The organism is Tunturibacter empetritectus (assembly GCF_040358985.1).
Classification (GTDB): Bacteria; Acidobacteriota; Terriglobia; order Terriglobales; family Acidobacteriaceae; genus Edaphobacter; species Edaphobacter empetritectus.
Genome location: NZ_CP132932.1, coordinates 3,727,976 through 3,753,590, shown reverse-complemented (window position 1 = coordinate 3,753,590; position 25,615 = coordinate 3,727,976). Strand labels below are relative to the sequence as shown.

Here is a 25,615-nt window from a genome sequence, read left to right as displayed (position 1 = left end):
AAAGACTAAAATTCTTTCAGTGACCAAACCAGCCTCCAACGCGGTCTATGTTGTCGTCGCCGTGGTCCTCATCCTAGCCTCTTCTGCGAGCGCGACCTCTCTGCCCTCAGCGTCCACCCTGCTGGCCTGCACCGCCGCCCAACTCTCGCTCTCCTTCGACGGCGAAGGCGGCAACTTCGACGGCATGTCGCACTCCGGAACCCTGCTGGTGCTCCGCAACATCGGCGCGCAAACCTGCACCGTCCCCGGTCGCCCTGCACTCGTCTTCGAAGACGCCTCCAACACCAAACTCCCCATCTCCGTCGAACTCCCGCCCGGCATGCACCCCGGCCCCGTCATCCTGCCCGTAGCAATCCCTGCCAACGCCGAAGCCACCGGCGAACTCTATTGGGTCTCCGGCGAAGTCTTCGACAACAGCAAATGCTACACCCCAGCTTTCGTAGCAATATCTTTCGGCGCCGAAACCCTCCGCGCTCCCTTCACCGGCCACCTCTGCGCCCCCTCAGGCCAGGATGCCAAGTACCGCTTCGCCTACCTCAAGCGCGATCCGGTCTACGTCCGCTCGAAGTCCTAGCTCGCTAGCGCCACCCGAGCCTGATCCGCCGTATCTCCAACGGCCAACTTCACCTCCAACCGCGCCACCCATACCAGTTACACTAGTATTTGGGACAAAGTGCGCCCCGAAGGATACCGTTTTGCTCAACTCAGTCATTGCAAAAGTCTTTGGCACCAGTAACGAACGCGCCGTCAAGCGCATCCAGCCCACCGTCGCGCAGATCAACGCGCTCGAGCCGACCACCCTGGCGCTCTCCGACGAGGCTCTGCGCAACAAGACCGCCGAGTTCCGCCAGCGCATCGCCGCGGCCATCGCCAACATCCCCGACACCCCCGAGAACGCCGACGAGCGCAACGCCGCCGAAAAAGAAGCACTCAACGCCATCCTTCCCGAAGCCTTCGCCGTCGTCCGCGAAGCCGGCAAGCGCACTGTCGGCATGCGCCACTTCGACGTGCAGATGCTGGGCGGCATCGTCCTCCACTCCGGCAAGATCGCCGAGATGAAGACCGGCGAAGGAAAAACCCTGGTCGCCACCCTCCCCTGCTATCTCAACGCCCTCGCTGGCCGCGGCGTCCACGTCGTCACCGTCAACGACTACCTCGCCAAGCGCGACGCCGAGTGGATGGGCAAGATCTACGGCTTCCTCGGCCTGTCTGTAGGGGTGATAGTGCATGACCTCGATGATGCTCAGCGCCGCGAAGCCTACGCCTCCGATATCACCTACGGCACCAACAACGAGTTCGGCTTCGACTACCTGCGCGACAACATGAAGTTCGAGCTCAAGGATCAGGTCCAGCGCGGGCACTACTACTGCATCGTCGACGAGGTGGACTCCATCCTCATCGACGAGGCCCGCACCCCTCTCATCATCTCCGGCCCCACCGACCAGACCACGGACAAGTACGCACGCGTCAACATCATCATCCCCAAGCTCGAACTGGGCGAACTCATCGAGACCGTCGAAACCAAAACCTGGTCCGGCGACTACGTCGTAGACGAAAAAACCCGCTCCATCACCGTCACCGACGAGGGCTGGGAAAAGATCGAAGGACTCCTCGGCATCGGCAACATCGCCGACCCCGAAAATTGGGACCTCAAACACCACGTCGAAGTCGCCATCAAGGCCCACTCCCTCTACAAACGCGACGTCGAGTACGTCGTCAAAGAGGGCGAAGTCATCATCGTCGACGAGTTCACTGGCCGCCTCATGCCCGGTCGCCGCTGGTCGGATGGATTGCATCAAGCCGTCGAAGCCAAAGAAGGCGTGGCCATCCGCAAGGAAGATCAGACCCTCGCCACCATCACCTTCCAGAACTACTTCCGCATGTATAAAAAACTCAGCGGCATGACCGGCACCGCCGAGACCGAAGCCGCCGAGTTCGACAAGATCTACAAACTCGACATCGTCGTCACGCCCACCAACCGCAAGATGCTCCGCATCGAGAACGCCGACGTCGTCTACCGCACCGCGCAAGAGAAGTACTTCGCCGTCGCCGACGAGATCGCCCGCCTCCACGGCGAAAAGCAGCCCGTCCTCGTCGGCACCACGTCGATCGAAAAATCCGAGCTCCTCTCCGAGATCCTCAAGCGCAAAGGCGTTCGCCACGTCGTCCTCAACGCCAAGTTCCACGAGAAGGAAGCAGAGATCGTCGCCCAGGCCGGTCGTCTCGGCATGGTCACCATCGCCACCAACATGGCAGGCCGCGGAACCGACATCCTCCTCGGCGGCAACGCGGAGTTCATGGCCCGTCAGGACCTCGTCCGCAAGCAACAGGCCCGCGCCGTCTCCGCAGCCGAAGGCATCATCAACCCCGTCGCAGGCCCCGGCATGGTCCGCTTCTACTACACCGGCCAGGAGTTCGAAACCACGCAACCCAACTGGGACGCCGCCACCGCTGCCCACGAAGGCGCAGCCAAAGCCGAGCACGAATCCGTCATCGGCGCAGGCGGCCTCCACATCCTCGGCACCGAGCGCCACGAGTCCCGCCGCGTCGACAACCAGCTCCGCGGACGCGCCGGACGTCAGGGCGACCCCGGCTCCTCGCGCTTCTTCCTCTCCCTCGAAGACGACCTCATGCGCATCTTCGCCCGCGAGTGGGTCTCCACCTTGCTCCAGCGCCTCGGCATGGAAGAGGGAGTTCCCATCGAGTCCGGCATGATCTCCCGCCGCATCGAAGCCGCGCAGAAAGCCGTCGAAACCCAGAACTTCGAGTCCCGCAAACACGTCCTCGAGTACGACGACGTCATGAACAAGCAGCGCGAAGCCGTCTATGGTCTCCGCCGCCAGCTCATGGAAGGAGTCGACCAGAAGCAGCTCATCACCGACGACTACACCTCCACCATCCTCTCCAACATCCTCGACGAGAACGCCCCCGAAAAGGTCCACGCCGACGTGTGGAAGCTCGAGCCACTCTTCGCGCAGGTCTACGACATCTTCGGCGCACACCTCGAAAAAGAAGTCGATGCCACGGCACTCAACCGCCACGAGCTAGGCGAAGCTATCTTCCAAAACCTCCGCGGCCGCTACGACATCAAGGAGAGCATCCTCGGCGCCGAAGCCATGCGCTACCACGAGCGCATCGTCATGCTCTCCGTCCTCGACGGCCTCTGGAAGGACCACCTCCTCGCCATGGACCACCTCAAAGAGGGCATCGGCCTCCGCGGGTACGCACAGCAAGACCCGCTCGTCGCCTACAAGAAGGAGTCCTTCGAGATGTTCGAAGGCATGATGATGCGCTTCCAGGAAGACACCGCACGCCACCTCTTCCGCATGCAGATCATCGGCCCCGACGGGACCCCCATCGAGTCCGCCGAGCAACTCGCGCAAGCCCAGGCCCACGCGCAGGCTCTAGCCCAGGCGCAACAAGCCCAGCAGCTAGCCGCAGCCAACGCCCAAAACGCACTCCCACCTTCCGCCCCCCCGCAACACACCAACGCCCCAGCGGCGCGTCAAAATCCGCCAGCACCACCACCCAACCGAGCACCCTCCACCACCATCGACGCACTCGAGCGCGAGTTCCAAAAGAAGAAGCAGCGCGAACTGGAGCAGGCCCGCTCCGTCAGCTCAGCCTCCGCCGATACCAACGGCTCCGGCCCACGCCACGCCGGCGAAAAAGTAGGCCGCAACGACGAGTGCCCCTGCGGCTCCGGGAAAAAATACAAAAAATGCCACGGTGCCACCGCGTAAGCCAGCGAAGAAGCTGGCCTCCGAAGTGGCAAGCGAATAAAGTAGCATCATGGTCGAGTGTTTCGTGCCACGCCTGCAACTTCGAAACAACGGAGTAAAACGGTATGAACGCCCCGCGAAAGATCATCGTCTATATCGCGACAAGCGCTGACGGCTACATCGCCAGGCCAGACGGCGATATCGAATGGCTGAATCGCATGCCCACCACAAACGACTACGGCATGCGCGCGTTCTATCGCACAATTGACACCATCCTGTGGGGGCGCAAGACATACGACTGGGCTCTCGACTATGACAAGCAGCATGGCAACAAAGGCGGAATCTTCGACACTAAGCTCGCCAACTTCGTCTTCTCCGGAAGACCGCCCAAACACGAGACCCCAGGCGTGGAGTTCGTCTCGGAACCGGTAAAGAAGTTTGCGCAGCACCTCCGCGCGACGCCGGGAAAACATATCTGGATGATGGGCGGCGGAGAACTGATCGCCTCATTTCTCGACGCAGGCGAGATCGACGAGTTCGACATCCACGTCATGCCTACCCTGATCGGTGAGGGCATCCCACTCATCGCACCGCGGCATCGCGACGTGCCCCTTCACTTGCGCTCAGTCAAAAAGTACGCAGACAGCGTGGTCCGCCTCCGCTATGAGATCCCGCGCTAGCTGACTCGCTGCCTTTCGCTGACTCGCTACTTCTCCAAATCATCCAGCAACAACTTCGCCTCCGTCGCAAGCGTCGCCGTACCCTCTGTCTACCAATTGGACCGGACAATCACCTTGCCAATCATCCCAAGATTATCGTGCAGCGCGCAGATGTAGTTATACGTCCCCGCCTCCGTGAAGGTAATGCGAAAACGCGTATTGCCCGGAGGAGACTGCCCCACGCCAACCTGGTTTTGAGGCGATGCAACAATCAGCCCCGAATGCACATTGTCCCCCTGCGAACTGATCGTCGCATGCAACACACCATCAGCGTCCAGAGTCAAGGGCACATTGCCGGACGGAGGCCCGGGATTCGACGGCTCCTTTCCGAAGGTGATCGTATGCGGCAAGGCCGGGTCTAAATTGACCCACTCGATCGTGTCCCCCTTATGGACTTCAATGGTTCCCTTCAGAAAGCGCACGACCGAAAGCGATTCAAACCCAGCGCCGGTCACCGTCATCTCTCCAATGCCTGCAGTCACGCTATTCTTGTTTGCCAGCAAGTGCGCCGACAGCATGTCATCCATGTCCCTCTGCTTGTCTGTATCGGTAAGCAGACTCCTCCGCTGTTCCGCCGCCTGCGCGTCATAGAAGGCCTGATCGTGCGGCAGAGTCGCCGACGCGGCTAGGACGTGTATGACCCCAGTCATGTGCGTGTGCACCAGGCAGATCAGGCTAAAGTTGCCGGGTTTGGGAAAGCTCACAATGAAGCTCTGCCCCTCTACCAGCGGAGGCGCGCTCACGCACTTGGTGCCGTCGAAACTCGCGCCACTCGGCGAGAACCCAGGACAACCCACCGTAAAGTCTTCAAACGCCTGACCGGCGATGAAGAAGGACACCGTATGGATGTCTCCGCTGCCGGAGGTCCAGGTGATGCTGTCGCCCTCGTGAATCCACAGCTCGTTGGGAAGAAAAGCCACTGCCTGCCTGCCCATATCGCTACTTTGACCGCCCAACGCCGCTTTCCAGTTCTGTTGGGCATACACGCTACTCGGGACAAAAAAAGTCAGCGCCGCCAGCGCCGCCACGGACACAAACATCGAGATTCTCGATTTCATGATCGCCTCTTGGAAATATAGATTTTTGGGGGAGCAGGCCCGGAGCCCGGCAAAATTATAGGCCCCGTCCCAGCAATGTCAACTTCGCCACAGGTCGACGCACCGAGGCTAAGCGCATCGTTGAAGACGCGCCAACTGCCAGCCTCTGAAAATAAAAGAAGTTACAGAGCCACCGGCTCGCTGACTCGCTGACCGGTTTAACTGCCGACTAGCTAACTCGCTGCCTTTAGCTGACTCGCTATTTCTCCAAGTCATCCAGCAGCAGCTTAGCCTTCGTCGCCAGCGTCTTCGCCCCTTCGGCATCGCCGGACTTCAACGCATCCTGCGCATCCTTCCAGAAGTTCCGCACCTTGCTCACCTGCGCCTTCTGCTCTTCCACCTTCTGTGCCGGCAGCGCACTCAGCCTCTTGTCGATCGAAGCGATCAGCTCCTCGGCATCCTGCTTCGTCTGCGGATTCGTCTCTCCCCCCGCCGTCAGAGCACCCACAGCCGCATCCGGCGAAGGCGCTGCCGCACTGGCAACCTGCATCTCAGACACGGGCTCAGGTGGCGCAATGACCTTCGGTGGCTGCTTCTTCCTCTTCTTCGGCTTCCCTGCCTCGGTCGACACCGGCACCGTCGGCAGCTTCGCCGGCGGCTCTTCCACCATCGGCAGATCATCCGGCTCAGGAATATCTTCAAGCGCCACCGGAGACATCACCGGCGGCAGCGGCGCGAGCTGCGGCTTATGCCGGCATCCTGCCATCCCCATCGTCAAACCAAACCAGAGAGTCGTCCATGCGATCTTCTGCGTAATGTTGCCCGTACCCTTCAAACCCGTTCCCCTAGCTCTTTCTGAACTGCACCTGCGGCCTTCCTGCTCTCGCCGCCAACTCCCGACGCAACCGGCACTCGAAACGTAAACGTCGTCCCCCGCTCGACCGAACCCGGGTCGGCATTGGATCGTACCTCCATCGCTCCGCCATGCAGCTGCAAAATCCGATACGTCATCGCCAATCCGATTCCGCTGCCCTTTGGTTTGGTGGTGAAGTACAGTTCGAAGATACGCGGTAATAGCTCCTCAGGTATACCCTCTCCTTCGTCAATCACCTCAACCACCGCCATCTGGTGGTCCCGCCGCATTCGCACCACCATCGCCCCGCCCTCGGGCATCGCCTGCATCCCATTCAGCAAAAGGTTTAGCAGCGCCTGCTGCATCAGCTGCGCATCCACTCTCACCATCAACGGCTCGCGCGGACCATCCACCATCACCTGCACCCTATTCTCCTGCATCTCGGCAGCAGTCAGCTCCATTACCACCTCCACCACTTGGCGCAGGTCCTGCTCCTTCAAATGCAGCTCCATCGGCCGCGAAAAGTCTGCCAGCGTCTGCACCACCCTGTCCAGCCGCTGCATCTCTCCCGACAAAATCTCCACATGCCGCTGCGCCCCGCCAAACGCCTCCGCACCGCCCGGCGCCAGCTTCCCGCGCAGCAGCTCCAGGTGCAGCACCATCGCGTTGATCGGGTTCTTCACCTCATGCCCCACCCCAGCCGTCAGCCTTCCAATCGCCGCCAGCCTCCGCGCCACCTCCAACTCCTGCCCCAGCTGCGCCACCGACTCCATATCCCGCAGCGTCAGCAGCGTCGCCACACTCCCCGCCCCTGCCAGTTCCTCATCGATCTGGCCCGAGATCCGGTCCAGCGAGAACTGCACCTGCCGCCCATCCTCCAACGTCAACGCCTGCGCACTCACCTGGCCGCCCTCCGCAAACGCTTCGAGCACCGCCTCTCCCAGCACGCTATCCGGCGCAAAGATCTCTTCCAGCCGCATCCCCACCAGCTTTTCGTGATCCTGGTTCAACGGAGCACCCAGAAAATAAGCCACCGCATCCGACACCATCACCGCCCGCCGATCTGCCGTAAACAGCAGCACGCCGTCACGCAACGTATCCAGCATCTGGTTCAGATTCGCCTGCAGCGCCGTATACCCGGCCTCCTGCGTACGCATCTGCTCTCCCAGCCGGTCCAGCGTCTTCGTCACCCGAACCACCGCATCGCTTCGAGTATTTCGGCTTTCCAGCATCCTCTCCGGAATCGCGCCGCCCGCCTTCGTCAAGCTCTCAAGCCGCGCGCTGATCGACTCCAGCGGACGCAGCGCCACATTCGCCAGCAGCCCCGCCGACAACATCGCCGCCAGTGCCGCCAGCGCAGCAAAGATCAGTGCATCCAGCAGCCACGGCTCATATGCATTCTTCAAAAACGTCGACCGCACCCCAACATGCACCACCAGAAACGGCGCCCCATTCCGCTCCAGCGACTGCGAGATATCCAATACCCGCGGCTTGCCGAACACCACCCGCATCTGCCGCGAGATCGGCCCATTCTGAACACTCGCCAGGCTGAACCGGAACACCGCCGGCTGATCCACTGCATCCGGGTCCGTACTCAACAGCGTCAGCCCATGCGCATCCGTTACGCTCACATCCTGAACCGTAGGCGAGTAGCGCACAATCGTATTCATCACCTGCATCAGCGCCGTCTCGCTCCTCAGCGCGTCCACCACCGCCCGATGCAGCGCCTCGTCGCTCCGGTCCACCGGCGGATTCGCCCGCAGCCCCGTCTCCACCGCCTTCCGCATCTCCAGCCAGACCTCGTGCACCAGCACATCATTCGCCGCAGCCGTCTGCTCGATCCTCTGCCGCAGCAGCTCGCTCAAGAACAGTGCCGAAAGCACCAGCACGATCGCAAACGTCAGCCCCGTTGCCGACAGCACCAGCTTCGTCTTCAGCCGCATCGTTACTCCGTCACAGCAGCGTTCGAATATTCCTTCAGCTTATTCTGCAGCGTCTTCGAACTGATCCCCAGAATCTCCGCAGCCTTCGTCTTGTTGTTATGCGTCGCCACCAGCGTCTTCAGAATCAGCTGCCGTTCTGCCTCATCCACCGTCGTCCCCACCTCCACCCGCACCGAGTTCGACTCATCCAATCGCCGCTGTCCATCCTCAAACTGAGCCGCCTGCGCAGCTGCGACAACCGCAGCCTCCACGCCGGCCACGCGATTCGGCGGAGGAGCAAATCCCGGTTCCCCAAAGTGCGGCGGCAGATGTTCAATCCCCAGCATCCCCGACCCCGCCAGAATCACCGCCCTCTCAATCGTGTTGCGCAGCTCCCGCACATTGCCCGGCCAGTTATATCCCTCCAGCCGGATCATCAGCGAGTCCTTCAACCCCGCCACCGTGCAGTGATGCCGCTCGTTCATATCGTCGATCATCTTCTCCGCAATCGCCGACACATCCATCAGGTGATCGCGCAGCGGAGGCATCTGAATATTAAAAACATTCAGCCGATAGTAAAGGTCCCCACGCAACTCCCCACTCGCCACAGCCTTCTCCGGATCCTTATTCGTCGCCGCCACCACCCGTACATCCACCGGCGTCTCAATCTTGCTGCCCAGCCGTCTTAGCTTCCGATCCTCCAGCACCCGCAGCAGCTTTGCCTGCGTCGCCATAGGCATCTCGCCAATCTCATCGAGCAGCAGCGTCCCCTCCTCTGCCAACTCAAAGCATCCAGCCCTTCGCTCCAGCGCCCCGGTAAACGCGCCCTTCTCATGCCCGAAGATCTCGCTCTCGATCAGCGTCTCCGGAATCGCCGCGCAGTTCACCGCAACAAAAGGCTTCAGCCTCCGCGCACTCAGGTCATGCAGCGCCCGCGCCACCAGCTCTTTGCCGGTCCCGCTCTCCCCCGTCACCAGCACCGACACATTCGACGGAGCAATCCTCTCAATCATCGCAAAGATATCGACCATCTGCGGCGACGACCCCACCATCGGCCCCAGCACGCCCGTATCCCTCAGCTGCCGACCCGTTGCCTCGAGCTCTGCATCAGCCTCGCGCTGACGGCTCGCATTATGCAGAATCGTCTTCAGCCGAACCGGGTCCACCGGCTTCGGAATATAGTCGTACGCCCCCATCCGCATCGCATCCACAGCCGACTCAATCGACCCCTGCGCCGTCAGCATCACCACCGCAATCCTCTGTGGCAGCTCGCCAATCCGGCTCAGCAGCTCCATCCCATCCATCCGCGGCATCTTCAGGTCGGTCACAATAATCGCTGGAGCCCACGCCACCGCCTTCTCCAGACCCTCCATCCCATCCGCAGCACACTCAGCCCTGTAGCCCCAGCTCTCAATCAACTCCGTAAGGCCACTCCGAGCGTGGACCTCGTCTTCAACAATCAGTACCTTCTCCAATACACTCTCCAAACCAAAACCGTTCGCAGAACCCAAGACAGTCTCCAAGGCAGCCACCGTCCATAATGAAATTCGTGAGCACTCTCAGGATGCACCCTGCTCAACCGCATCCCCAACAACATACCCAGCCCGGCACACTCCGCCGAACCGCCGGCATTAACCCGGCTCTCGCCCAAGCCTCGCCCCAACTCTCGTCAAAGCCAGGCGCGGAACCCTGTGCCTGATGCCATCTCTCCTAATGCCATCTCTAAGGATATCCTTGAAATCATGCTAGAGCCCGAAATTACCGCAGAAGCCTTCTCCATGCTCCGCCAGCAGCCCAATGCCCCCCTCCTGTTGGACGTCCGCGAGCCCTGGGAGTACCAAACCGCTCACCTCCCCGACTCCACCCTCATTCCCATGGGCGATATCCCCTCCCGCGCCCACACCGAGCTCGATCCCGACGCCCCCATCGTCGTCCTCTGTCATCACGGAGCCCGCTCCCTCAGCGTCACCATGTGGCTGCGTAATCAAGGCTTCGACCACGTTCAGTCTCTCGCCGGTGGCATCGACGGCTGGTCCCGCTCCATCGACCCCACCATCCCCCGCTACTAACGCAAACGCAACCACTTCAAAGGCCATCATTCTAAACAAAGGCCGTCATCCTAAACAAAGGCCGTCATCTTGAACAAAGGCCATCATCCTGAACAAAGGTCGTCATCCAAAATGCAGCGAACCATCTTAAAGAGCCGTCATCCTGAACGCAGTGAAGGATCCCCGTATTTGCAGTTGTCGTTGCAGTTGTCGTTGCAGTTCTTGTTGTCATCCCCGAAGGGGATCTGCGGTTGCCTTTGCCTTCGCCCATTTGCTTCTCATTCAGCACCCTGAGCGTAGTCGAACACGGTGAAAAGCCTGCTGCTGCCTTCTCATAGGCGCCAATAGCCCCAAGCATCACAACCCCAGGAGGCCCAGATTGAAAACCCTTCTCCCCCTGCTCCTCTCCCTAACCCTAACCACCCCAGCCCAACAACCACTCCCACCCAACTACCAGACCATCCTCACCAACCAAACCTTCAACGTCATCCGCGTCCACTACGGCCCCCACGAGAAAGTCCCCGTCCACGACCACCCCGCCACCTCCACCGTCTACGTCTACCTCAACAACTCCGGCCCCGTAAACATCATCCACGAGAACCCGCCCGAAACCATCACCCGCCCGCCCACGCATCTCGGAGCCTACCGCATCAGCCGAGGCATCCTCGAGCGCCACTCCATAGAAAACCTCAGCGACCTCCCCTCAGACTTCCTCCGCGTCGAACTCCCCCACCTCGACCTAGGCAACACCCCTGACTTCCGCGGCCCCGCCCCCACCGACCTCACCCACAACATCAGCTCCACCGAGTTCTCCTCCGCCGGCCTCTCCGTCCGCAGAGTCGTCTGCGCTACCTCTGCTCCCTGCGCAGTCCCACCCTCGCCAGACCGATCCCTCGTAGTAACCCTCTCCCCTACGACCATCCTCCACAACAGCCACCCCACAAAGATCTCACTGGGCACCGTAGTCGCCATCGCCCCCAACCAGCCCTTCGAGATCGCCCCCGCCACCCCCGCCGAACCAGCCCACATCCTCCTCATCTCGGCCCATTGACGAAGTTGCCTCCGCCCACAGACATCAATCTGCCATGCATTGGACCAACCGGAAAGCCGCACTTCGGCGCAGTCAGCGTCGCAGTTGCAGCTTCTGAAGTGTAATCGCCTTCTCTGGGCAGGCTGTGACGCACAAGCCGCATCCCCGGCAAGCTTCAGGGACGAGAACGAACGCCTGCTTGCCGCCATGCACCAGCAACTTGAACCTCCCGACCCAAGGAAGCCCAGCCTTCTCCTCAGGCGTGACGGTGCGGATAACGAGAACATCGTAAGGACAAATGGGAACGCATGGTCCCTTCGCTTCGCAGCGCATGGGATCGATTACCGGCACCATGACGCCCGGCTCGAATCTGCAATCTGAATCAGGCTTGCTTGCTGACTGCAACGCCTCGCCTTGAAAACTTGCCATAAAGCTCACCTGCGTCTACGCGCTCGAGTCGCACCTGTGCGGGCCTGCCTGCCAGATCGGTCACGATCTCACGCCACCCCAGGGTGCGCTACTGTAATGACGTCTCAGAGCCTCAGATATTGTGGCGGCAGAACAGCATTCCAATGGAAGGGAGAGAATCCACCCTCCCATTAGCTCTGCGGTGGCAGTGGCTGCGGCTGAGCAGAATTCGTACCGTCCGGCGCAGACTCCCCATCCGAAGGCGCCGGCTGCTCCGGCTCGGCCTCAGGCATCCGCGCGGGATTATCCTGGATCCGCTGGCCAGGCACCCCCGGCAGCGGACGATCGATCGGAGCCTCCGGAGCCTCCTGAATCCGCGGCTCATCCTGCTGAGCCTGCCGAATCTTCGCGCTCCGCTCGACCACCCCGTTCAGCTCCTGCTGCTGCCGCTGCGAAGCCGCCTGCTGCCTCTGCAACAGACTCGCATCCCGCTGTCTTTGCGCCTCAGCCAGAGCATTCGGATCAACCGCCGGTGGCCGAGCCGGCGCCAAAGCAGGCGCAGCCGCCCGCCGCACCGGGTGATGTGTGCCTCTATCGGCGACCACAGGCACTGGCGGCGGATCATCAGGAAAGCCCGGTTGTGCCGCCCGGGGCACCGTCCGAACCACAGGCTGCACAGCAGCCGGAGCCTGTTTCTTCTTGCAACCCTGCCCCGCCATCAGCGCCAACCCCACCGTCGCCAACCCCGCACCCTTCGCGAATCCTTGCAGCATTCCGTACCTCGCCCTCATTGGATGCAGCCCCCTTCCCGAAGACCGCAAAGGTTAAATCGTTTGAGGTGATCAAACAACTCCTGTGCCATAATGCTTCTCAGGGAGGGACTACGACAAACTCAAGAAGGTCAACACTTAGCAATCAAATATTCATGATTAAAAGTGCTTAAATCGGCCAACCGATCTTCCCTTAATGCATCGAATGTGGCAGTACCATATAGCCAACTATTCCTCCCAACTCCCCAGGATGATGGTGACTAAATGATCGCAAGTGTTAAATCCTTTCTCAAGAACGTCCCACTGATTGGTCCAGGCCTCGTTCAACTTCGCCGAGCACACTTCAGAAACTCGGTTGACTACTGGGAGCGACGCTACCGCAAAGGTGGCGACTCAGGCCCGGGCAGCTACAACCGCCTCGCCCACTTCAAGGCCAACTTCCTTAACACCTTCGTCCAGCAGCACCACATCGCCTCCGTCATCGAGCACGGCTCGGGCGACGGCGCGCAGCTCAAACTTGCCAGTTACCCGGCCTACACCGGCGTCGATGTCTCCCCCAAAGCCATCGAAATCTGCCGCTCCCTCTTCGCCAACGACCCCAGCAAACGCTTCTTCGAAGCCAGTCTCCTCCCCGCAGGCACTAAGGCGGACCTCGCTCTCTCACTCGACGTCATCTACCACCTCGTCGAGGATCACGTCTTCGACGACTACATGCGTAAACTCTTCGCCTCCGGCAGCCGCTTCGTAGTCGTCTACTCCAGCAACATAACCAAGGAGTGGCACTACAAACACGTCCATCACCGCGCGTTCACCGACTGGGTGGCCAAACATCAACCCCAATGGTCTCTCCACTCCACAATTGCCAACGACTACCCCTACGACCCATCCAACCCAGACGACACCTCCTTCTCCGACTTCTACGTCTACGCCACCACCCACTAGAGCAGTATCGCCGTAGAGCACGACCGAAGATCTGTCATTTCCATCGAAGGGCACCGGCCTGTTGTCGCACGCAGTGGAGAAACCCGCTGTGTACCACCGCCAATTCCAGACACGAAAATAAATCTCAAAACGCTGTCACTTTTTTCGCCACCACAAATCACACCACCCATCAGCCACGAACTCACCACAAGCCACCACCATCTCACCATCAAAAAACCACGTTCAAAACCCCGTTTTACGCAAAACCTCCAGCAAAAACCAACACTCCCGCATCTTCAAAAAAATCCAGCACAAAACCAGCTCTTCAAAAGTATCTGCGGAGATCTCACTTCGCCCTGTTCTCACTTAGCCCGAGGATGCGTCTCGTCATATACCTTCTGCACCTGACCCACCGTCAACTGCGTATACCTCTGCGTCGTCGACAGCCGCTCATGCCCCAGCATCTCCTGGATCGCCCGCAGATCCGCACCCTCCTCCAGCATATGCGTTCCAAACGCATGCCGCAGCGTATGCGGATGCACATCCGCCGCCAGCCCCCGGCTCAGGGCGATCGCCTTCACAATCCGCCCCACACTCCGCGTCGTCAGCCTGCAATCGCCACGCATCCGCAGATTCATCATCAACGGCCCCTCATGCACCAGCGCGCCCTTGCCCGCCGCCACCAGCTTCGCCTCCCGCAGCGGCAGATACGCCCTCAACGCCACCGCAGCCTCGTCTCCCAGCGGCACCAGCCGCTCCTTCCGCCCCTTGCCGCGCACCAGCACCGCATCATCGCGCCACTTCACGCTGCCCATATTTAAACCCACCAGCTCCGAGTTACGAATCCCGCACCCATACAGCAGTTCGAAGATCACCCGGTCCCGCTCTGGCCACGCCGAAGCATCTCCCTCCTCCGCATCGCCACCACCGTCCGGGTGCCCCATCCTTCGCGTACTTTGCGAAGGGTGGGAGGCTACACCGTCCGCTCCGCCAGCCCTCTTCTCAGTCGAACCATCCAGCGAATTCAAAACTCGATTCACCTCTTCCATACTCGGCACCCGCGGCAGATGCTTCGGCAACTTCGGCGTACTCACCAGCAGCGCCGGATTCTGCGCCACATGCCCCTCCTTCGCCAGCCATTTGAACCAGCTCCTCACCGCCGCCAGCGCCCGCGCCGCACTCGCCTTGGTCAGCCCCCGTTCATACAGCGCCCCCAGGTAACCGCGAATATGCAGATGCTCCACCGCACTCACCTTCGCATCCTTCCCCAAAGTCTCATTCAGATAAGCCGCAAAGCTCCGCACCTCGCGCGCATAAGCCCGCACCGTATGCTCCGACGCGCCTCGCTCATTCGCGAGCATCGCCAGAAACCCTTCGGCCAATCCGTTAATCCCGCCAGCCTTATCCCGCATTTCGCCTCTGCCTTGCTCTGCCGTTGCCTTGTCTTTGTCGTTGCCTTTGTCTCTGCCGTTGCCTTTGTCTTTGCCGTTGCCGTTCTTGTTGTCATCCCTGAAGGGGATCTGCGGTTGCCTTTGCTGTCATCCTGAGCGGAGCGAAGGATCCCGAAGACCCTCGCTCGCCCCAACATCCCAAACCTTTCAACCCCAACCCTTTAAACCACCCGCCTTTTCCCCCGCGGATGATGCTCCCGATGCACCTTCTTCAAATGCCCCAACGCCACATGTGTATAAACCTGCGTCGTAGCAATATCCGCATGCCCCAGCAAAGTCTGCACACTCCTCAAATCCGCACCATGCTCCACCATGTGCGTAGCGCAGCTATGCCTCAGCATATGCGGACTAGCCTTACCCGTCCCCGAAGCCGACCGCACCATCTCCCAAACCCACTGCCGCGTCAGCGCATTTCCCCGCACACTAAGAAACAGCGCCCTCTGCACCGCATGGCCTCCCCGCTCCAGCCCGCTCCTCACCAACCCCGGCCTCCCCACCACCAGATACCTCTCCAAAGCCTCCACCGCCGACCGCCCCAGCGGCACAATCCTCTCCTTATCGCCTTTGCCCCTCACCTGCGCCCGCGCCTGGTCCAGATGCACATCCTCCACCCGCAGTGCGCATATCTCCCCCACCCTCAGCCCGCCCGCATACAGCAGCTCCAAGATCGCATGATCCCGCAGCGCCAGCCCATCCGCACCGTCACTCCGGGCAGCAACTCCGGTCCGCTCCAGCATCTCCGCCACCTCGCCCTCGGCCAGCGACTTCGGCAGCACCTTCCAGCTCGCAGGAGTCTCCACATTCACTGTCGGATCATGAGTAATCCGTTTATCCATCAGCAGCCAGCGATAGAACCCACGCAGGCAGCTCAGCTTCCGCGCAATCGACCTCGACTCCACCGCGTGCCCACGCAGCCCCTCCATAAACCCGCTCACATCCGCCTGGGTCGCCCCCACCAGCAACCCGTCGCGCCCCTCAACATGCTCCGCAAACTGCTCCAGATCCCTTTGATATGCCTCACAACTGGCCGGTCGAAGCCCTTTCTCCACCCGCAGATACGCCACAAACTCCCGCACTGTCCGCGCGTTCCCTCCAGCCTGCCCAATCTCGTGCATAGAACTCGATTATCCCGCCCGCCAAACCTCCGTGCCTGCCGACTCGCAACCCGAACCAACCTGGCCACGCACCAAGCCCGTCACTTGCCAAGGCGAGCGTCCTGCCGGACGGGCCTCCTGCGCGGAGAGCGGTCACTTCGTGACGCGCATACCCGTCTTTGCGAACGAGAAAGCATAGCTCCTCCCGTTGGTCGGCACGGACTTCAACCTGCGAACAACGGGAGCACCAAGCGAAGCGGTAAACAAGTCACGAAGTGACCGCCCCACGCGTAGTGGGCCCGCTGGCAGGACGCACTTGTCCCTAAAAAAGTCTCTTCTCTCCCATCGCGGCATGGGGTATCTTCCATTCAAATGCGCTCTACCACCCTCAGGCCCGCTCTCCTCGCTCTCTGCCTCTCCGTCCTCACCCTCCAACTCCCCGCCCAGACCTTCACCCTGCCGCCCATCACCTTCACAGGCGCACCCGCCTTCTCCCAAGCCGACCTCCTCAAAGTCAGCGGCCTGCAACCAGGCGCAGCCGCCACACAGGCAGACGTTCAAGCTGCCGCCCAACACCTCAGCGACACCGGCCTCTTCTCCGACATCAGCTTCGAATCCAACGCCACCGGCCTGGTCTACGATCTCAAGCCGATGCCGCCAGAAAATCTCCTCCCCGCCACCTTCACCAACTTCGTCTGGTGGTCCCCCTCCGAACTCACCTCCGCACTCACCGCCCGAGTCCCCCTCTACATCGGAGTCGTCCCGACCACCGGCAACCTCCAGGACAACATCACCTCCGCCCTCAAAGCGATGGTCGCCGAAAAAGGAGTCACCGCCAACGTCGTGGCCCTTGCCGTCAGCTCTCAACCCGGAGCCACCCCAACCGCCATCGCCTTCGCCATCCAGTCGCCTGAGATCCGCGTCCACAAACTAACCGTCGTGCATGCCTCCCCCGCCATGCAGCCCAGGCTCGACACCGTCATCAAAGACCAGACTAATCAGCCCTTCGACACCAACACCACCCGCACCACCATCACCAAAGCACTCACCTCGGCCTACCACGACGCGGGCTATCTCGACATGGCCGTCCTCAACCTCTCCCAAACCCCGCCCCAGGCCACCCCCAGCGTCATCGATCTCGACTTCACCGCCACGCTCAGCGAAGGCCAGCCCTACCAACTCTTCCAACTCACCTGGCCCGGCTCCGAGGTCATCAGCACCGCCGACTTCAACAAGCAAGCCAAGATGAAGCCCGGCGACATGGCCTCCGAAGCCGCTCTCCGCCAAAGCCTCTCCATCATCGCCGGCGCCTACTTTGCCAAAGGCTTTCAGGACGCCAAAGTCCAGGCCCCCGCCACCTTCGACCACCTCAGCCACCACGTCTCCTACACCATCATCGTCGACCCCGGCCCGCAGTACCACATCCACAGCGTCAAAGCCCTCGGCCTCTCCACCGAGCAGCAGAAGCAGTTCGACTCCGCCTGGCACATGAACCCCGGCGACTTCTACGACACCACCTACCTCACCGGGTTCCTCCACAACAACAGCGCCCTCCAGTCCCTCGCCGGCTACTCCGCCACCTACAACGCCGTCGCCGACCCCAACACCCACCTCGTCGACCTCACCATCACCTTCGCCAAAGGCGGCATCCTCAACTAAGCCCAATCATCTTCCGCCGCAACTCCGTATCGCGACCATCGGAAGCACTAGCCGAAGGGGTATACAAGTCACGAAGTGACCGCACCGCGCGCAGCGGACCCGGCCGGTAGGCCATCGCCGCCATTCCCTGTAAACTTGTAGCAGTCATGTTTGAAAACCTAAGCGACAAACTCCAGCGTTCCTTCAAGACCCTCCGCGGCCAGGGCACCATCTCCGACGAGAACATCTCCGACGCCATCCGCGAGATCCGCCTCGCCCTCCTCGAGTCCGACGTCAACCTCACCGTCGTCAACGAGCTCGTCGAGCACATTCGCACCCGTGCCATCGGCGAAAAAGTCGCCACCGCCCTAAGCCCGTCAGAACAAATCGTCAAAATCGTTCACGACGAGCTAGTCAATCTCCTCGGCCGCGACACCGCCCGCTTCCAGAAAGCCTCCCAGCCGCCGAGCGTCATCCTCATGGCTGGCCTGCAAGGCTCCGGCAAAACTACCACCAGCGGCAAGCTAGCCCAGTGGCTTAAAAAAGCCGGCCACCGCCCCATGCTCGTCTCAGTCGACGTCTACCGTCCCGCCGCCCGCGAACAGCTGGCCATCGTAGCCCGCTCCATCAGCGCGCAACTCTACGAAGGCAGCCTGACAACTGACAACGGACCACTGGGAACCCCCGACGTCCTCCGCCTCGCCAAAGAGGCCAAACGCGACGCCGCCAACTTCGGCTGCGACATGCTCATCGTCGACACCGCCGGCCGCAACCAGATCGACGCGTCGCTGATGGACGAGATGGCGCAGCTCAAAAAGCTCCTCTCGCCCTCCGAGATCCTCTTCGTCGCCGACGCCATGACCGGCCAGGACGCCGTCAACTCCGCCAAGGCCTTCAACGATCTCCTCACCATCACCGGCGCCATCCTCACTAAGATGGACGGCGACGCACGAGGAGGCGCTGCCCTCTCCATCCGCCACGTGACGGGAGCGCCGATAAAATTTCTGGGAACAGGCGAAAAGCCCGACGCCTTCGAGCCCTTCCACCCCGACCGCATCGTCTCCCGCATCATGGGCCACGGCGACATCGCCACCCTCCTCGAGCGCGCCGAATCCACCCTCGACCGCGGCAAAGCCGAGCAGTTCGCCAAAAAAGCCCTCTCCGGCGACGGCTTCACCCTCGACGACTTCCGCGACCAGCTCCGTCAGATCAAAAAGATGGGCTCCATGAAGTCCATCCTCAAGATGCTCCCCTCCGTCGGCCCCTTCGCGGGCATGCAGCAGGCCGTCGAAAACGTAGACGAAGGCCAGTTCACCCGCGTCGAATCCATCATTAATTCGATGACCAACAAAGAGCGCCTCGACCACGAGATCATCAACGGCAACCGCCGCAAGCGCATCGCCAAGGGCTCAGGCACATCCGTACAAGACGTAAACAACCTCCTCCGCCAGTACGCCCAGATGCGCAAGATGTTCAAGTCACTCGGCGGTGGCGGCGGCATCAAAGCCCAACAACGCATGATGAGCCAAATGCAAGGCAAACAAAAATTCGGCAGGTAATATCAATTTATGTTCGGTGATCACAACTCGGTTCAAACGAAGAGCTTTACCACGGACGAAGTCTATGGTGTTACTCGAGATGTCCCCCTCAACTATGTAACGCGGAAAAAAGTCGATGATTCGTTCGTCAGCACGTTGACTCGCGACAAACATGTCGTCATTTTCGGAAGTTCGAAGCAAGGCAAAACGTGTCTTAGAAAACATTGCCTAAAGGACGACGATTACATTCTTGTTCAATGTTCCAACAAGTGGAATATCCAAGAACTCCACTCCAACATACTAAAACGCGCAGGATTTCAAGTTGTTCAGTCCGAGAAGAAAACCATAGAAGGAACAAACAAAATAAACGCTGGCCTAAAAGCTGGTTTCATGGGAATCAGCGCGGAATTGGGGGGAGAGAAAGGATCGACTGAGACGAGCGAAGTGGAAGTCCACGATTTGGAACTCGATCCTGGTGATGTTAATGACATCATTGCCGCACTGAAGGCTGCCAACTTTCAAAAATTCATCGTTCTTGATGATTTTCACTACTTACCTGTTTCGACACAAATAGACTTTTCTGTTGCACTAAAAGCCTTTCATGAGGCCTCAAAAGTCTGCTTTATTATCATTGGCGTCTGGCTCGATAATGATCGTCTGATTGTCTACAACGGAGACCTCACGGGAAGGGTCGTATCTGTTGATGCTGATACCTGGACCGAAGAAGAACTTGGCTCAGTGATTAGCTGGGCGCAAAAATGCTCAACGTTACTTTTGATCCAGCGTTTGCAACGAGTCTCATTAAGTTTTCTAAGTTCAGTGTCTACGTTGTTCAAGAGGGTTGCCGCCTAGCTTGCTTGGAAGCAAACGTGACAAGTACAGCAGAAAGCCAAAGAGTCGTTGGCAAAGAAATTAATGTTGAAGCACTGATAAAAAATATCGTCGATCAACAAAGTGGTCGGTATACCACCTTCATGAACCTTTTTGCAGGTGGCTTTCAGGACACTCAGCTTAGGATGTATCGATGGCTTCTACATCCGGTCTTGACGGCAAAGTCTGAAAAACTTCAGGCAGGCTTCACGTATGCAGAATTACGGAAACACCTTCAAGAACACCACCCCTCAGGCAAGGCTTTGAATCCCGGTAATTTGACACAAGCACTACAGTACTGTTCCTCCCTTCAGGTCGAGAAAAATATTAAGCCAATTGTGCTTGATTATGATCAGACGGGTCTTCGACTCAATATTGTTGATCGTGGATTTATTGTGTGGCTTGAATACCAAGACAAAGCAGAACTTCTAGAGGCGCTGGATCTCGACAATCCAGATGAACCAACTTTGCCAGGATTTGAAGCGTCAACTTAGATGAATTGCGGGCCCTATTCACGCAGTCTCATCGCATGAGTAGGCATTCGCGCGCGGCGCGAACCGCACTACTCCCAACCCGCCCGGCACAAATTCATGCGAAAAATAAGGATCTTCTGCGAAGGGTAGGAACGTAAATCCACTAGGCCGCAAATAGAGGCATCACTTCATCTCCCCCACCGTCCCATCCGACCACGCCGTCACCGGAACCATAAAAATCGTCACCGGCTCAGGGTTCCCCTGCGCAGCGAAGACCTGTGACCCGTCGAGGTTCGCACCCCAGCTCGCAGCATCCGTAGTCGGCAGGAAGAACATCAGATGCGGACGCCAATGGCCGTCATGATCGTTCAGATTGCCCTGCTTCGACATCATGTAGCACATCGCCCCCTGCTCCGGCGCGCCAATGACCTTCGTCGCCACCGCCTCCTTCATGCGTGCCTCCACCTGATCCTTCGGCATCCCGGACAGCACCAACTCCGTCCGCTTCAGATACGCTGGCATCACCGACCGCGCAGCCGCCGCATTGAAGCAGTGCGGCGCACGCAGCTTCGGGTTCCAGAACTGTGGATCGTCAAAGGTGGTAGCCCACGAGCGCTCCACCAGGCAGACGAATCCGTTCTTCCCTTTCGCCGCCGTCTCGTAGCCGTGGCTGCCGAGCACCATCACCTCCGCATCACCGCTCACTGCCACATTCGCCGCACTGCGCGCCAGCGCAACCTCCTCCGCCACACTAGCCACGCGGTACTGCTCAATCGGAGCCATCGCCGGATACAGCGCCTTCGCTCCCTGCCCCCAGCCGACACCAGCCGCACCGAGTAGAGCCACACCACACACCACGCCAGACACTATCGTTCCAATCATTCGATTCGCCATCGCACAGCCTCCTTGAATAAGTCGCTTCACCTGCCTGGGCCGTCATTCCTGACCGTGAGACCGTTCACACGCGACAATGTTATGCCCAATGCCCATACCTCGCTTCTGAGATTTGGGCACTGACGCCACACGCGAACGGAAGATCCCAAACCTCTAACCGCGTGCTAAACTCCTCGCCACAAGGAGACACCCATGAAGCACGCCACCCCCGTGGCCGCCTTCTTAGCGGCCGCCCTCAGCACCACCGTTCTCATCTCGCAAGTCGAACAGAAGACCCAAAGATTCCCTCAGTTTGAAAATGAAGACGTCAAAATCTGGAAGACGATCGTCACGCCGCACCAGCCACTCGCCATGCACCACCACCATCATCCCCGCGTCATCATCGCACTCACCGGCGGTACCATGAACATCGTCGAGCCCTCCGGCGCATCCGAAACCCACGTGTGGGAGACAGGCAAAGCCTACTGGCTCCCTGCCATGGCTCCCAACACCCTCCACTCCGACATCAACGCCGGAGACAAGCCAATGGAGGTCATGGTCGTCGAACTCGAGAAGGAAAAATAACCCGAAACGAGAAGGGCAAAACCTGACAAGATGGCCTGACCACGGTCAACCAGCCCTACATCAAACTTTATGTAGCGTCTCTACAACTTTCAGGCCATCCAAACCGCCTCTCATCTCGTACCCCTTGCGAACGTCTCTTTCCAAAGAAGGAGGCACGAGATGTCGACTCATTACTGCCCCGAGGGGACACTGCTCCTCCAAAACCTTGCCGAAGCCATGCGCCGCCAGTGCGAACTCCCCGCAAAATCTAAAGCAATCGAAGAGATCGCCCGCGAAATGGACACCGCGGAAGCCGTCCAGGCAGCAAACCGGCACGCCGCCGACCATCTGATGGCCTGCCCCATCTGCCGCACCCCCTCGCCCACCCCAAGGATGACCTCTGTACCCAATCGCTTTCAAACGAAAGGACAGACCACCCAGGACCATTCAAGACAAAATTAGACCCATCGAAAACAGCCGAAAAATCGCATGTCAAGCCCCATATGCGCGAAAACCCGCTCCAGACGCGACTTTTCGCGTGGCGTATTCACTCCCCTCAAACAGTTATCCTGTAAGAGTGCGATATCGACTCTCACCAAGCGAGTTTCGAGACTCCATTTCGCCGTAAGTAATTCAAAACAAGTATTTTGCGCGCAACCCTCTTGTTTTCAAGATTTTACAGACACACTCCACCCCTAAGTCAATGTAAAGAAATAACTTCCTCCCAAAATACCCCGAGGGGGAGGGGGAGGGGTGCCTGCGCCGGAGCACAAAAGAGATTTGTTATCACGTTCGTAACAAAATCTGCATCACATCTCCATCTGGCGAATCTTCGCCGAACGGAGAAAAACTAAAGATGCTTATCGTTCTGATTATTCTGATCCTGGTGTTCGGCTTTGGAGGCTTTCGCATGGGACCTGGCCTCGGCTACTACGGAGGCGGTGGAATCAGTCTCATCCTCCTCATCGTCCTCATCCTGCTGTTGCTAAAGGTTATCTAGCCCAAAGTTATCTAACTGGACAGGCCCATTCCGCACGCCCGAGTGGGCCCGCTCAGTCCTCCCTGCCTCATCCCCCAGTTGAAACCCTAGTTGAGACTATCTTCGCAACAGGCTAGGATTAAGACGCTAGCCAAGCGTGCTCATGCCATCGACCATCCAAACCCGCAACACCCGCCAGAAAGATGCCATTCGCGCTGCCTTCGTGGAAGCCAACCGTCCGCTGTCCCCAGACGAAGCCCTCGCACTCGCCCAGAAAGAGGTCGATGCCCTCAGCATCGCCACCGTCTACCGCAACATCGGCAGCCTGGTCGACGACAGGTGGCTCACACCCGTTGACGTCCCCGGCCACTCCACCCGCTACGAGGTCGCCGGCAAGGCCCACCACCACCACTTCCAGTGCAACACCTGCGGCACCGTCCACGAACTTGAGGGCTGCGAGATGCAGTCCCGGCCGAAGCTCCCTCGCGGCTTCAAGTACGCCAGCCACGAGTTCTTCGTCTACGGTACCTGCTCCTCCTGCGCCAAATAGCGCCCTCTACCTCTTCGACCCACCCAGCAGCGATCCCAGCACCCCACGGATCAACTGCCGTCCTACCGTACTCCCCATCGTCCGCGCCGCGCTCTTCACCGCAGCCTGCAGCACCGTATCCCCCCGCTGCGAACTCCCCTGCCCCAGCACCCCGCCCAACGCAGTCCCAGCCGCCTCCAGGCTCCCCAACCACCCCGAGCCCGAACCCGCCGGAGACCCTGCTGAACCCGCCGCCCCACCCGAAGCCACAGCCTTCCCCTTCAGCCGCTCATACGCCGACTCCCGATCCACCACCGTCTCATACACCCCCGCCACCACCGAATTCTTAATAATTGCCGCTCTCTGTTCCGGAGTAATCGGACCGATCTGACTATGTGGAGGCATAATCATCGCGCGCTCCACAATCCCGGGAATTCCCTTCTCGTCCAGAAACGAGACCAGCGCCTCTCCTACACCCATCTCCGTAATCACGGCCTCCACATTCAACTTCGGATTCGCCCGAAACGTCTGCGCCGCCGCCTTCACCGCCTTCTGATCTCGTGGCGAAAACGCACGCAACGCATGCTGTACACGATTCCCCAGCTGACTAAGAACCGTATCCGGTACATCGATAGGATTCTGTGTCACAAAGAACACCCCAACCCCCTTCGACCGAATCAATCGCACCACCTGCTCAATGCGATTCTGCAAAACCGAAGGAAGGTCGTTGAACAGAAGATGAGCCTCATCGAAGAAGAACACCAGCTTCGGCTTCTCCTGATCTCCAACCTCCGGCAGCTTCTCAAACAGCTCACTCATCAGCCAAAGCAGAAACGTCGCATAAAGTTGTGGCGACCGCAGCAACTGATCCGCCGCCAGAATATTCACGACCCCTTTGCCACTAGAATCGACCTGCAGCAGATCATCAATGTTCAACGCGGGTTCGCCAAAGAAAAAGTCTCCTCCCTGCTGCTGCAGCACCACCAATCCACGCTGAATGCCGCCTATACTCGCAGTCGAGATATTTCCATACTGCGTCTGGTAGCTCTTCGTATCCTCGCCCACATGCAGCAACATCGCCTGCAGGTCCTTCATATCCAGCAATAGCAGCCCGCTGTCGTCAGCAATCTTGAATACGAGAGTCAACACACTAGCCTGCGTGTCATTAAGATTCAGAATCCTGCTCAGCAGCAGCGGTCCCATCTCACTGACAGTAGCTCTCACCGGATGCCCCTGTTTGCCGAAGACATCCCAGAACACCACGGGACATCCCGCAAAACTCCACTTACCCAGGCCTATCGCCGCAACTCGCGCATCGAACTTCGGCGAACTCTTTCCCGCCTGCGAGATTCCCGACAGATCTCCCTTCACATCTGCCGCAAATACCGGCACTCCAATCGAACTCAACGCCTCCGCCATCACCTGCAGCGTCACCGTCTTGCCTGTACCCGTGGCTCCCGCCACCAGGCCATGTCGATTCGTCATTCCCGGCAGCAGGTATAGTTCGTCCGCGCCCTTCGCAATCATCGGCATCTCAATCATCGATTCACTCCCAACTCAATCTGCCTGAAGACTACACGGCGTCGTGCCAACCTCAAAGCCACGCCGCTTCACCATCCGCACGACCTCAATCGTCTCCCCACTGCCTACTGGAACCTGCCTCCGTTCCACCTCTCGATATCCCTTTCGCGCATACAGCGACACTCCGGTCAACGTACTACCCATCTCAAAGTCCGTGAAGCCTGCTGCCACCGCCGCCTCCTCAGCAGCGTCAAGAATCAAGCCACCCAAGCCCATCCGCGCATAGTCAGGATGCACAAAGATCGCCCGAATCTTCGCCGCATTCTGCCGCGGATCCAATCTCTCCGGCGCGATCTTCTCCACTTGGTGATCCCCGCCATAAAGTGTCTTGCGAAAGCTCCATCCACCACATCCTGCAATCTCACCGCCTTCAGCGAAGGCTACAAAGTAAGTCCCATCCGCGATCAGCTGGCTATCCACAGTAAACACCGTAGCCAATGCGCCCTCTCTCTGCGCCGGAGAATAATCCGTAGTTTGAAGTCCCCGCACCGACGCCACGATGAGACTACGAATCTGAGCTACATCGTCCGAAGTAGCAATCCGCAAATGAAATCTTTTCATCTGAAAAGTGTATAAAAAGCGGTTCTGAACACGC

Annotated in this window: 25 protein-coding genes; 14 read left to right on the top strand and 11 right to left on the bottom strand. The window is 59.5% G+C overall.

The annotated features are described in order from the left end of the window. Positions 1 to 19 precede the first annotated feature (19 nt). The 3 genes from RBB75_RS15590 (at position 20) to RBB75_RS15580 (ending at position 4,402) form a co-directional block, all read left to right on the top strand. Entirely contained in the window at positions 20 to 574 is a 555-nt protein-coding gene (locus tag RBB75_RS15590; protein ID WP_179637631.1) for a DUF4232 domain-containing protein, read from the top strand. Between the two features lie 121 nt (positions 575 to 695). Then, entirely contained in the window at positions 696 to 3,743 is a 3,048-nt protein-coding gene (gene secA, locus RBB75_RS15585) for a preprotein translocase subunit SecA (protein WP_353068599.1), read from the top strand. Positions 3,744 to 3,847: 104 nt separating this feature from the next. After that, positions 3,848 to 4,402, top strand: a complete 555-nt coding sequence (locus RBB75_RS15580; protein WP_353068598.1) for a dihydrofolate reductase family protein — start codon at positions 3,848 to 3,850, stop codon at positions 4,400 to 4,402. 89 nt (positions 4,403 to 4,491) lie between these two features. Here RBB75_RS15580 and RBB75_RS15575 read toward each other — a convergent pair whose 3' ends face one another. The 4 genes from RBB75_RS15575 to RBB75_RS15560 form a co-directional block, all read right to left on the bottom strand. Then, the gene (locus RBB75_RS15575; protein WP_353068597.1) at positions 4,492 to 5,499 is read right to left on the bottom strand and encodes a plastocyanin/azurin family copper-binding protein; all 1,008 of its coding nucleotides are present in this window, start codon (positions 5,497 to 5,499) and stop codon (positions 4,492 to 4,494) included. Between the two features lie 238 nt (positions 5,500 to 5,737). After that, positions 5,738 to 6,313 carry a hypothetical protein gene (locus tag RBB75_RS15570; RefSeq protein ID WP_353068596.1) on the bottom strand — a complete coding sequence of 192 codons (576 nt, stop codon included), beginning with the start codon at positions 6,311 to 6,313 and terminating at the stop codon, positions 5,738 to 5,740. Further along, a complete protein-coding gene (locus tag RBB75_RS15565; protein ID WP_353068595.1) occupies positions 6,310 to 8,274 on the bottom strand; it encodes a sensor histidine kinase in 1,965 nt (654 codons plus the stop codon). The genes RBB75_RS15570 and RBB75_RS15565 overlap by 4 nt, the downstream gene beginning before the upstream one ends. Before the next feature lie 2 nt (positions 8,275 to 8,276). Next, on the bottom strand, positions 8,277 to 9,728 hold the full coding sequence (locus RBB75_RS15560) for a sigma-54-dependent transcriptional regulator (protein WP_353068594.1): 1,452 nt from the start codon (positions 9,726 to 9,728) through the stop codon (positions 8,277 to 8,279). A gap of 267 nt (positions 9,729 to 9,995) precedes the next feature. Between RBB75_RS15560 and RBB75_RS15555 the strand changes: the two genes are divergently transcribed. Continuing rightward, entirely contained in the window at positions 9,996 to 10,322 is a 327-nt protein-coding gene (locus RBB75_RS15555; RefSeq protein ID WP_179637626.1) for a rhodanese-like domain-containing protein, read from the top strand. A gap of 358 nt (positions 10,323 to 10,680) precedes the next feature. Next, the gene (locus RBB75_RS15550; RefSeq protein WP_179637625.1) at positions 10,681 to 11,352 is read left to right on the top strand and encodes a hypothetical protein; all 672 of its coding nucleotides are present in this window, start codon (positions 10,681 to 10,683) and stop codon (positions 11,350 to 11,352) included. 72 nt (positions 11,353 to 11,424) lie between these two features. Here the strand turns inward: RBB75_RS15550 and RBB75_RS15545 are convergent, their stop codons facing one another. Further along, complete coding sequence (locus tag RBB75_RS15545) at positions 11,425 to 11,760, bottom strand: 4Fe-4S dicluster domain-containing protein (RefSeq protein WP_179637624.1); 336 nt, start codon at positions 11,758 to 11,760, stop codon at positions 11,425 to 11,427. A 170-nt stretch (positions 11,761 to 11,930) separates the two neighbouring features. Next, a complete protein-coding gene (locus RBB75_RS15540) occupies positions 11,931 to 12,512 on the bottom strand; it encodes a hypothetical protein (RefSeq protein WP_353068593.1) in 582 nt (193 codons plus the stop codon). 261 nt (positions 12,513 to 12,773) lie between these two features. Here RBB75_RS15540 and RBB75_RS15535 point away from each other — a divergent pair, with 261 nt between their 5' ends. Beyond that, positions 12,774 to 13,451, top strand: coding sequence for a class I SAM-dependent methyltransferase (locus tag RBB75_RS15535; protein WP_353068592.1), 678 nt, complete (start codon positions 12,774 to 12,776; stop codon positions 13,449 to 13,451). Between the two features lie 341 nt (positions 13,452 to 13,792). On the opposite strand, the gene RBB75_RS15530 is transcribed toward RBB75_RS15535, so the two are convergent. Both RBB75_RS15530 and RBB75_RS15525 read right to left on the bottom strand, forming a co-directional pair. Then, complete coding sequence (locus tag RBB75_RS15530; protein WP_353068591.1) at positions 13,793 to 14,842, bottom strand: tyrosine-type recombinase/integrase; 1,050 nt, start codon at positions 14,840 to 14,842, stop codon at positions 13,793 to 13,795. A 200-nt stretch (positions 14,843 to 15,042) separates the two neighbouring features. Beyond that, complete coding sequence (locus RBB75_RS15525; protein ID WP_179637621.1) at positions 15,043 to 15,996, bottom strand: site-specific tyrosine recombinase; 954 nt, start codon at positions 15,994 to 15,996, stop codon at positions 15,043 to 15,045. 351 nt (positions 15,997 to 16,347) lie between these two features. Between RBB75_RS15525 and RBB75_RS15520 the strand changes: the two genes are divergently transcribed. The 4 genes from RBB75_RS15520 (at position 16,348) to RBB75_RS15505 (ending at position 20,515) form a co-directional block, all read left to right on the top strand. Next, positions 16,348 to 17,634, top strand: coding sequence for a POTRA domain-containing protein (locus RBB75_RS15520; RefSeq protein ID WP_179637620.1), 1,287 nt, complete (start codon positions 16,348 to 16,350; stop codon positions 17,632 to 17,634). 146 nt (positions 17,635 to 17,780) lie between these two features. Next, a complete protein-coding gene (gene ffh / locus RBB75_RS15515) occupies positions 17,781 to 19,172 on the top strand; it encodes a signal recognition particle protein (RefSeq protein ID WP_353068590.1) in 1,392 nt (463 codons plus the stop codon). 9 nt (positions 19,173 to 19,181) lie between these two features. Further along, positions 19,182 to 20,003, top strand: coding sequence for a hypothetical protein (locus tag RBB75_RS15510; protein ID WP_353068589.1), 822 nt, complete (start codon positions 19,182 to 19,184; stop codon positions 20,001 to 20,003). A 17-nt stretch (positions 20,004 to 20,020) separates the two neighbouring features. Next, positions 20,021 to 20,515 carry a hypothetical protein gene (locus tag RBB75_RS15505; RefSeq protein WP_353068588.1) on the top strand — a complete coding sequence of 165 codons (495 nt, stop codon included), beginning with the start codon at positions 20,021 to 20,023 and terminating at the stop codon, positions 20,513 to 20,515. Between the two features lie 162 nt (positions 20,516 to 20,677). Here the strand turns inward: RBB75_RS15505 and RBB75_RS15500 are convergent, their stop codons facing one another. Next, the gene (locus RBB75_RS15500; RefSeq protein WP_353068587.1) at positions 20,678 to 21,388 is read right to left on the bottom strand and encodes a hypothetical protein; all 711 of its coding nucleotides are present in this window, start codon (positions 21,386 to 21,388) and stop codon (positions 20,678 to 20,680) included. A 192-nt stretch (positions 21,389 to 21,580) separates the two neighbouring features. Between RBB75_RS15500 and RBB75_RS15495 the strand changes: the two genes are divergently transcribed. The 4 genes from RBB75_RS15495 to RBB75_RS15480 all read left to right on the top strand — a co-directional run bounded on the left by RBB75_RS15495 (position 21,581) and on the right by RBB75_RS15480 (position 23,460). After that, positions 21,581 to 21,952, top strand: coding sequence for a hypothetical protein (locus RBB75_RS15495; RefSeq protein ID WP_353068586.1), 372 nt, complete (start codon positions 21,581 to 21,583; stop codon positions 21,950 to 21,952). Between the two features lie 159 nt (positions 21,953 to 22,111). After that, a complete protein-coding gene (locus tag RBB75_RS15490; protein WP_179637617.1) occupies positions 22,112 to 22,393 on the top strand; it encodes a hypothetical protein in 282 nt (93 codons plus the stop codon). A 394-nt stretch (positions 22,394 to 22,787) separates the two neighbouring features. Beyond that, entirely contained in the window at positions 22,788 to 22,931 is a 144-nt protein-coding gene (locus RBB75_RS15485; protein WP_179637616.1) for a DUF3309 family protein, read from the top strand. A 142-nt stretch (positions 22,932 to 23,073) separates the two neighbouring features. Next, positions 23,074 to 23,460 carry a Fur family transcriptional regulator gene (locus RBB75_RS15480; protein WP_179637615.1) on the top strand — a complete coding sequence of 129 codons (387 nt, stop codon included), beginning with the start codon at positions 23,074 to 23,076 and terminating at the stop codon, positions 23,458 to 23,460. A 6-nt stretch (positions 23,461 to 23,466) separates the two neighbouring features. On the opposite strand, the gene RBB75_RS15475 is transcribed toward RBB75_RS15480, so the two are convergent. Both RBB75_RS15475 and RBB75_RS15470 read right to left on the bottom strand, forming a co-directional pair. Then, positions 23,467 to 24,981 (bottom strand): helicase HerA-like domain-containing protein, encoded by a 1,515-nt coding sequence (locus tag RBB75_RS15475; protein WP_353068585.1) that lies wholly within the window; start codon positions 24,979 to 24,981, stop codon positions 23,467 to 23,469. Positions 24,982 to 24,996: 15 nt separating this feature from the next. Further along, entirely contained in the window at positions 24,997 to 25,566 is a 570-nt protein-coding gene (locus RBB75_RS15470) for a GNAT family N-acetyltransferase (protein WP_353068584.1), read from the bottom strand. Positions 25,567 to 25,615 lie beyond the last annotated feature (49 nt).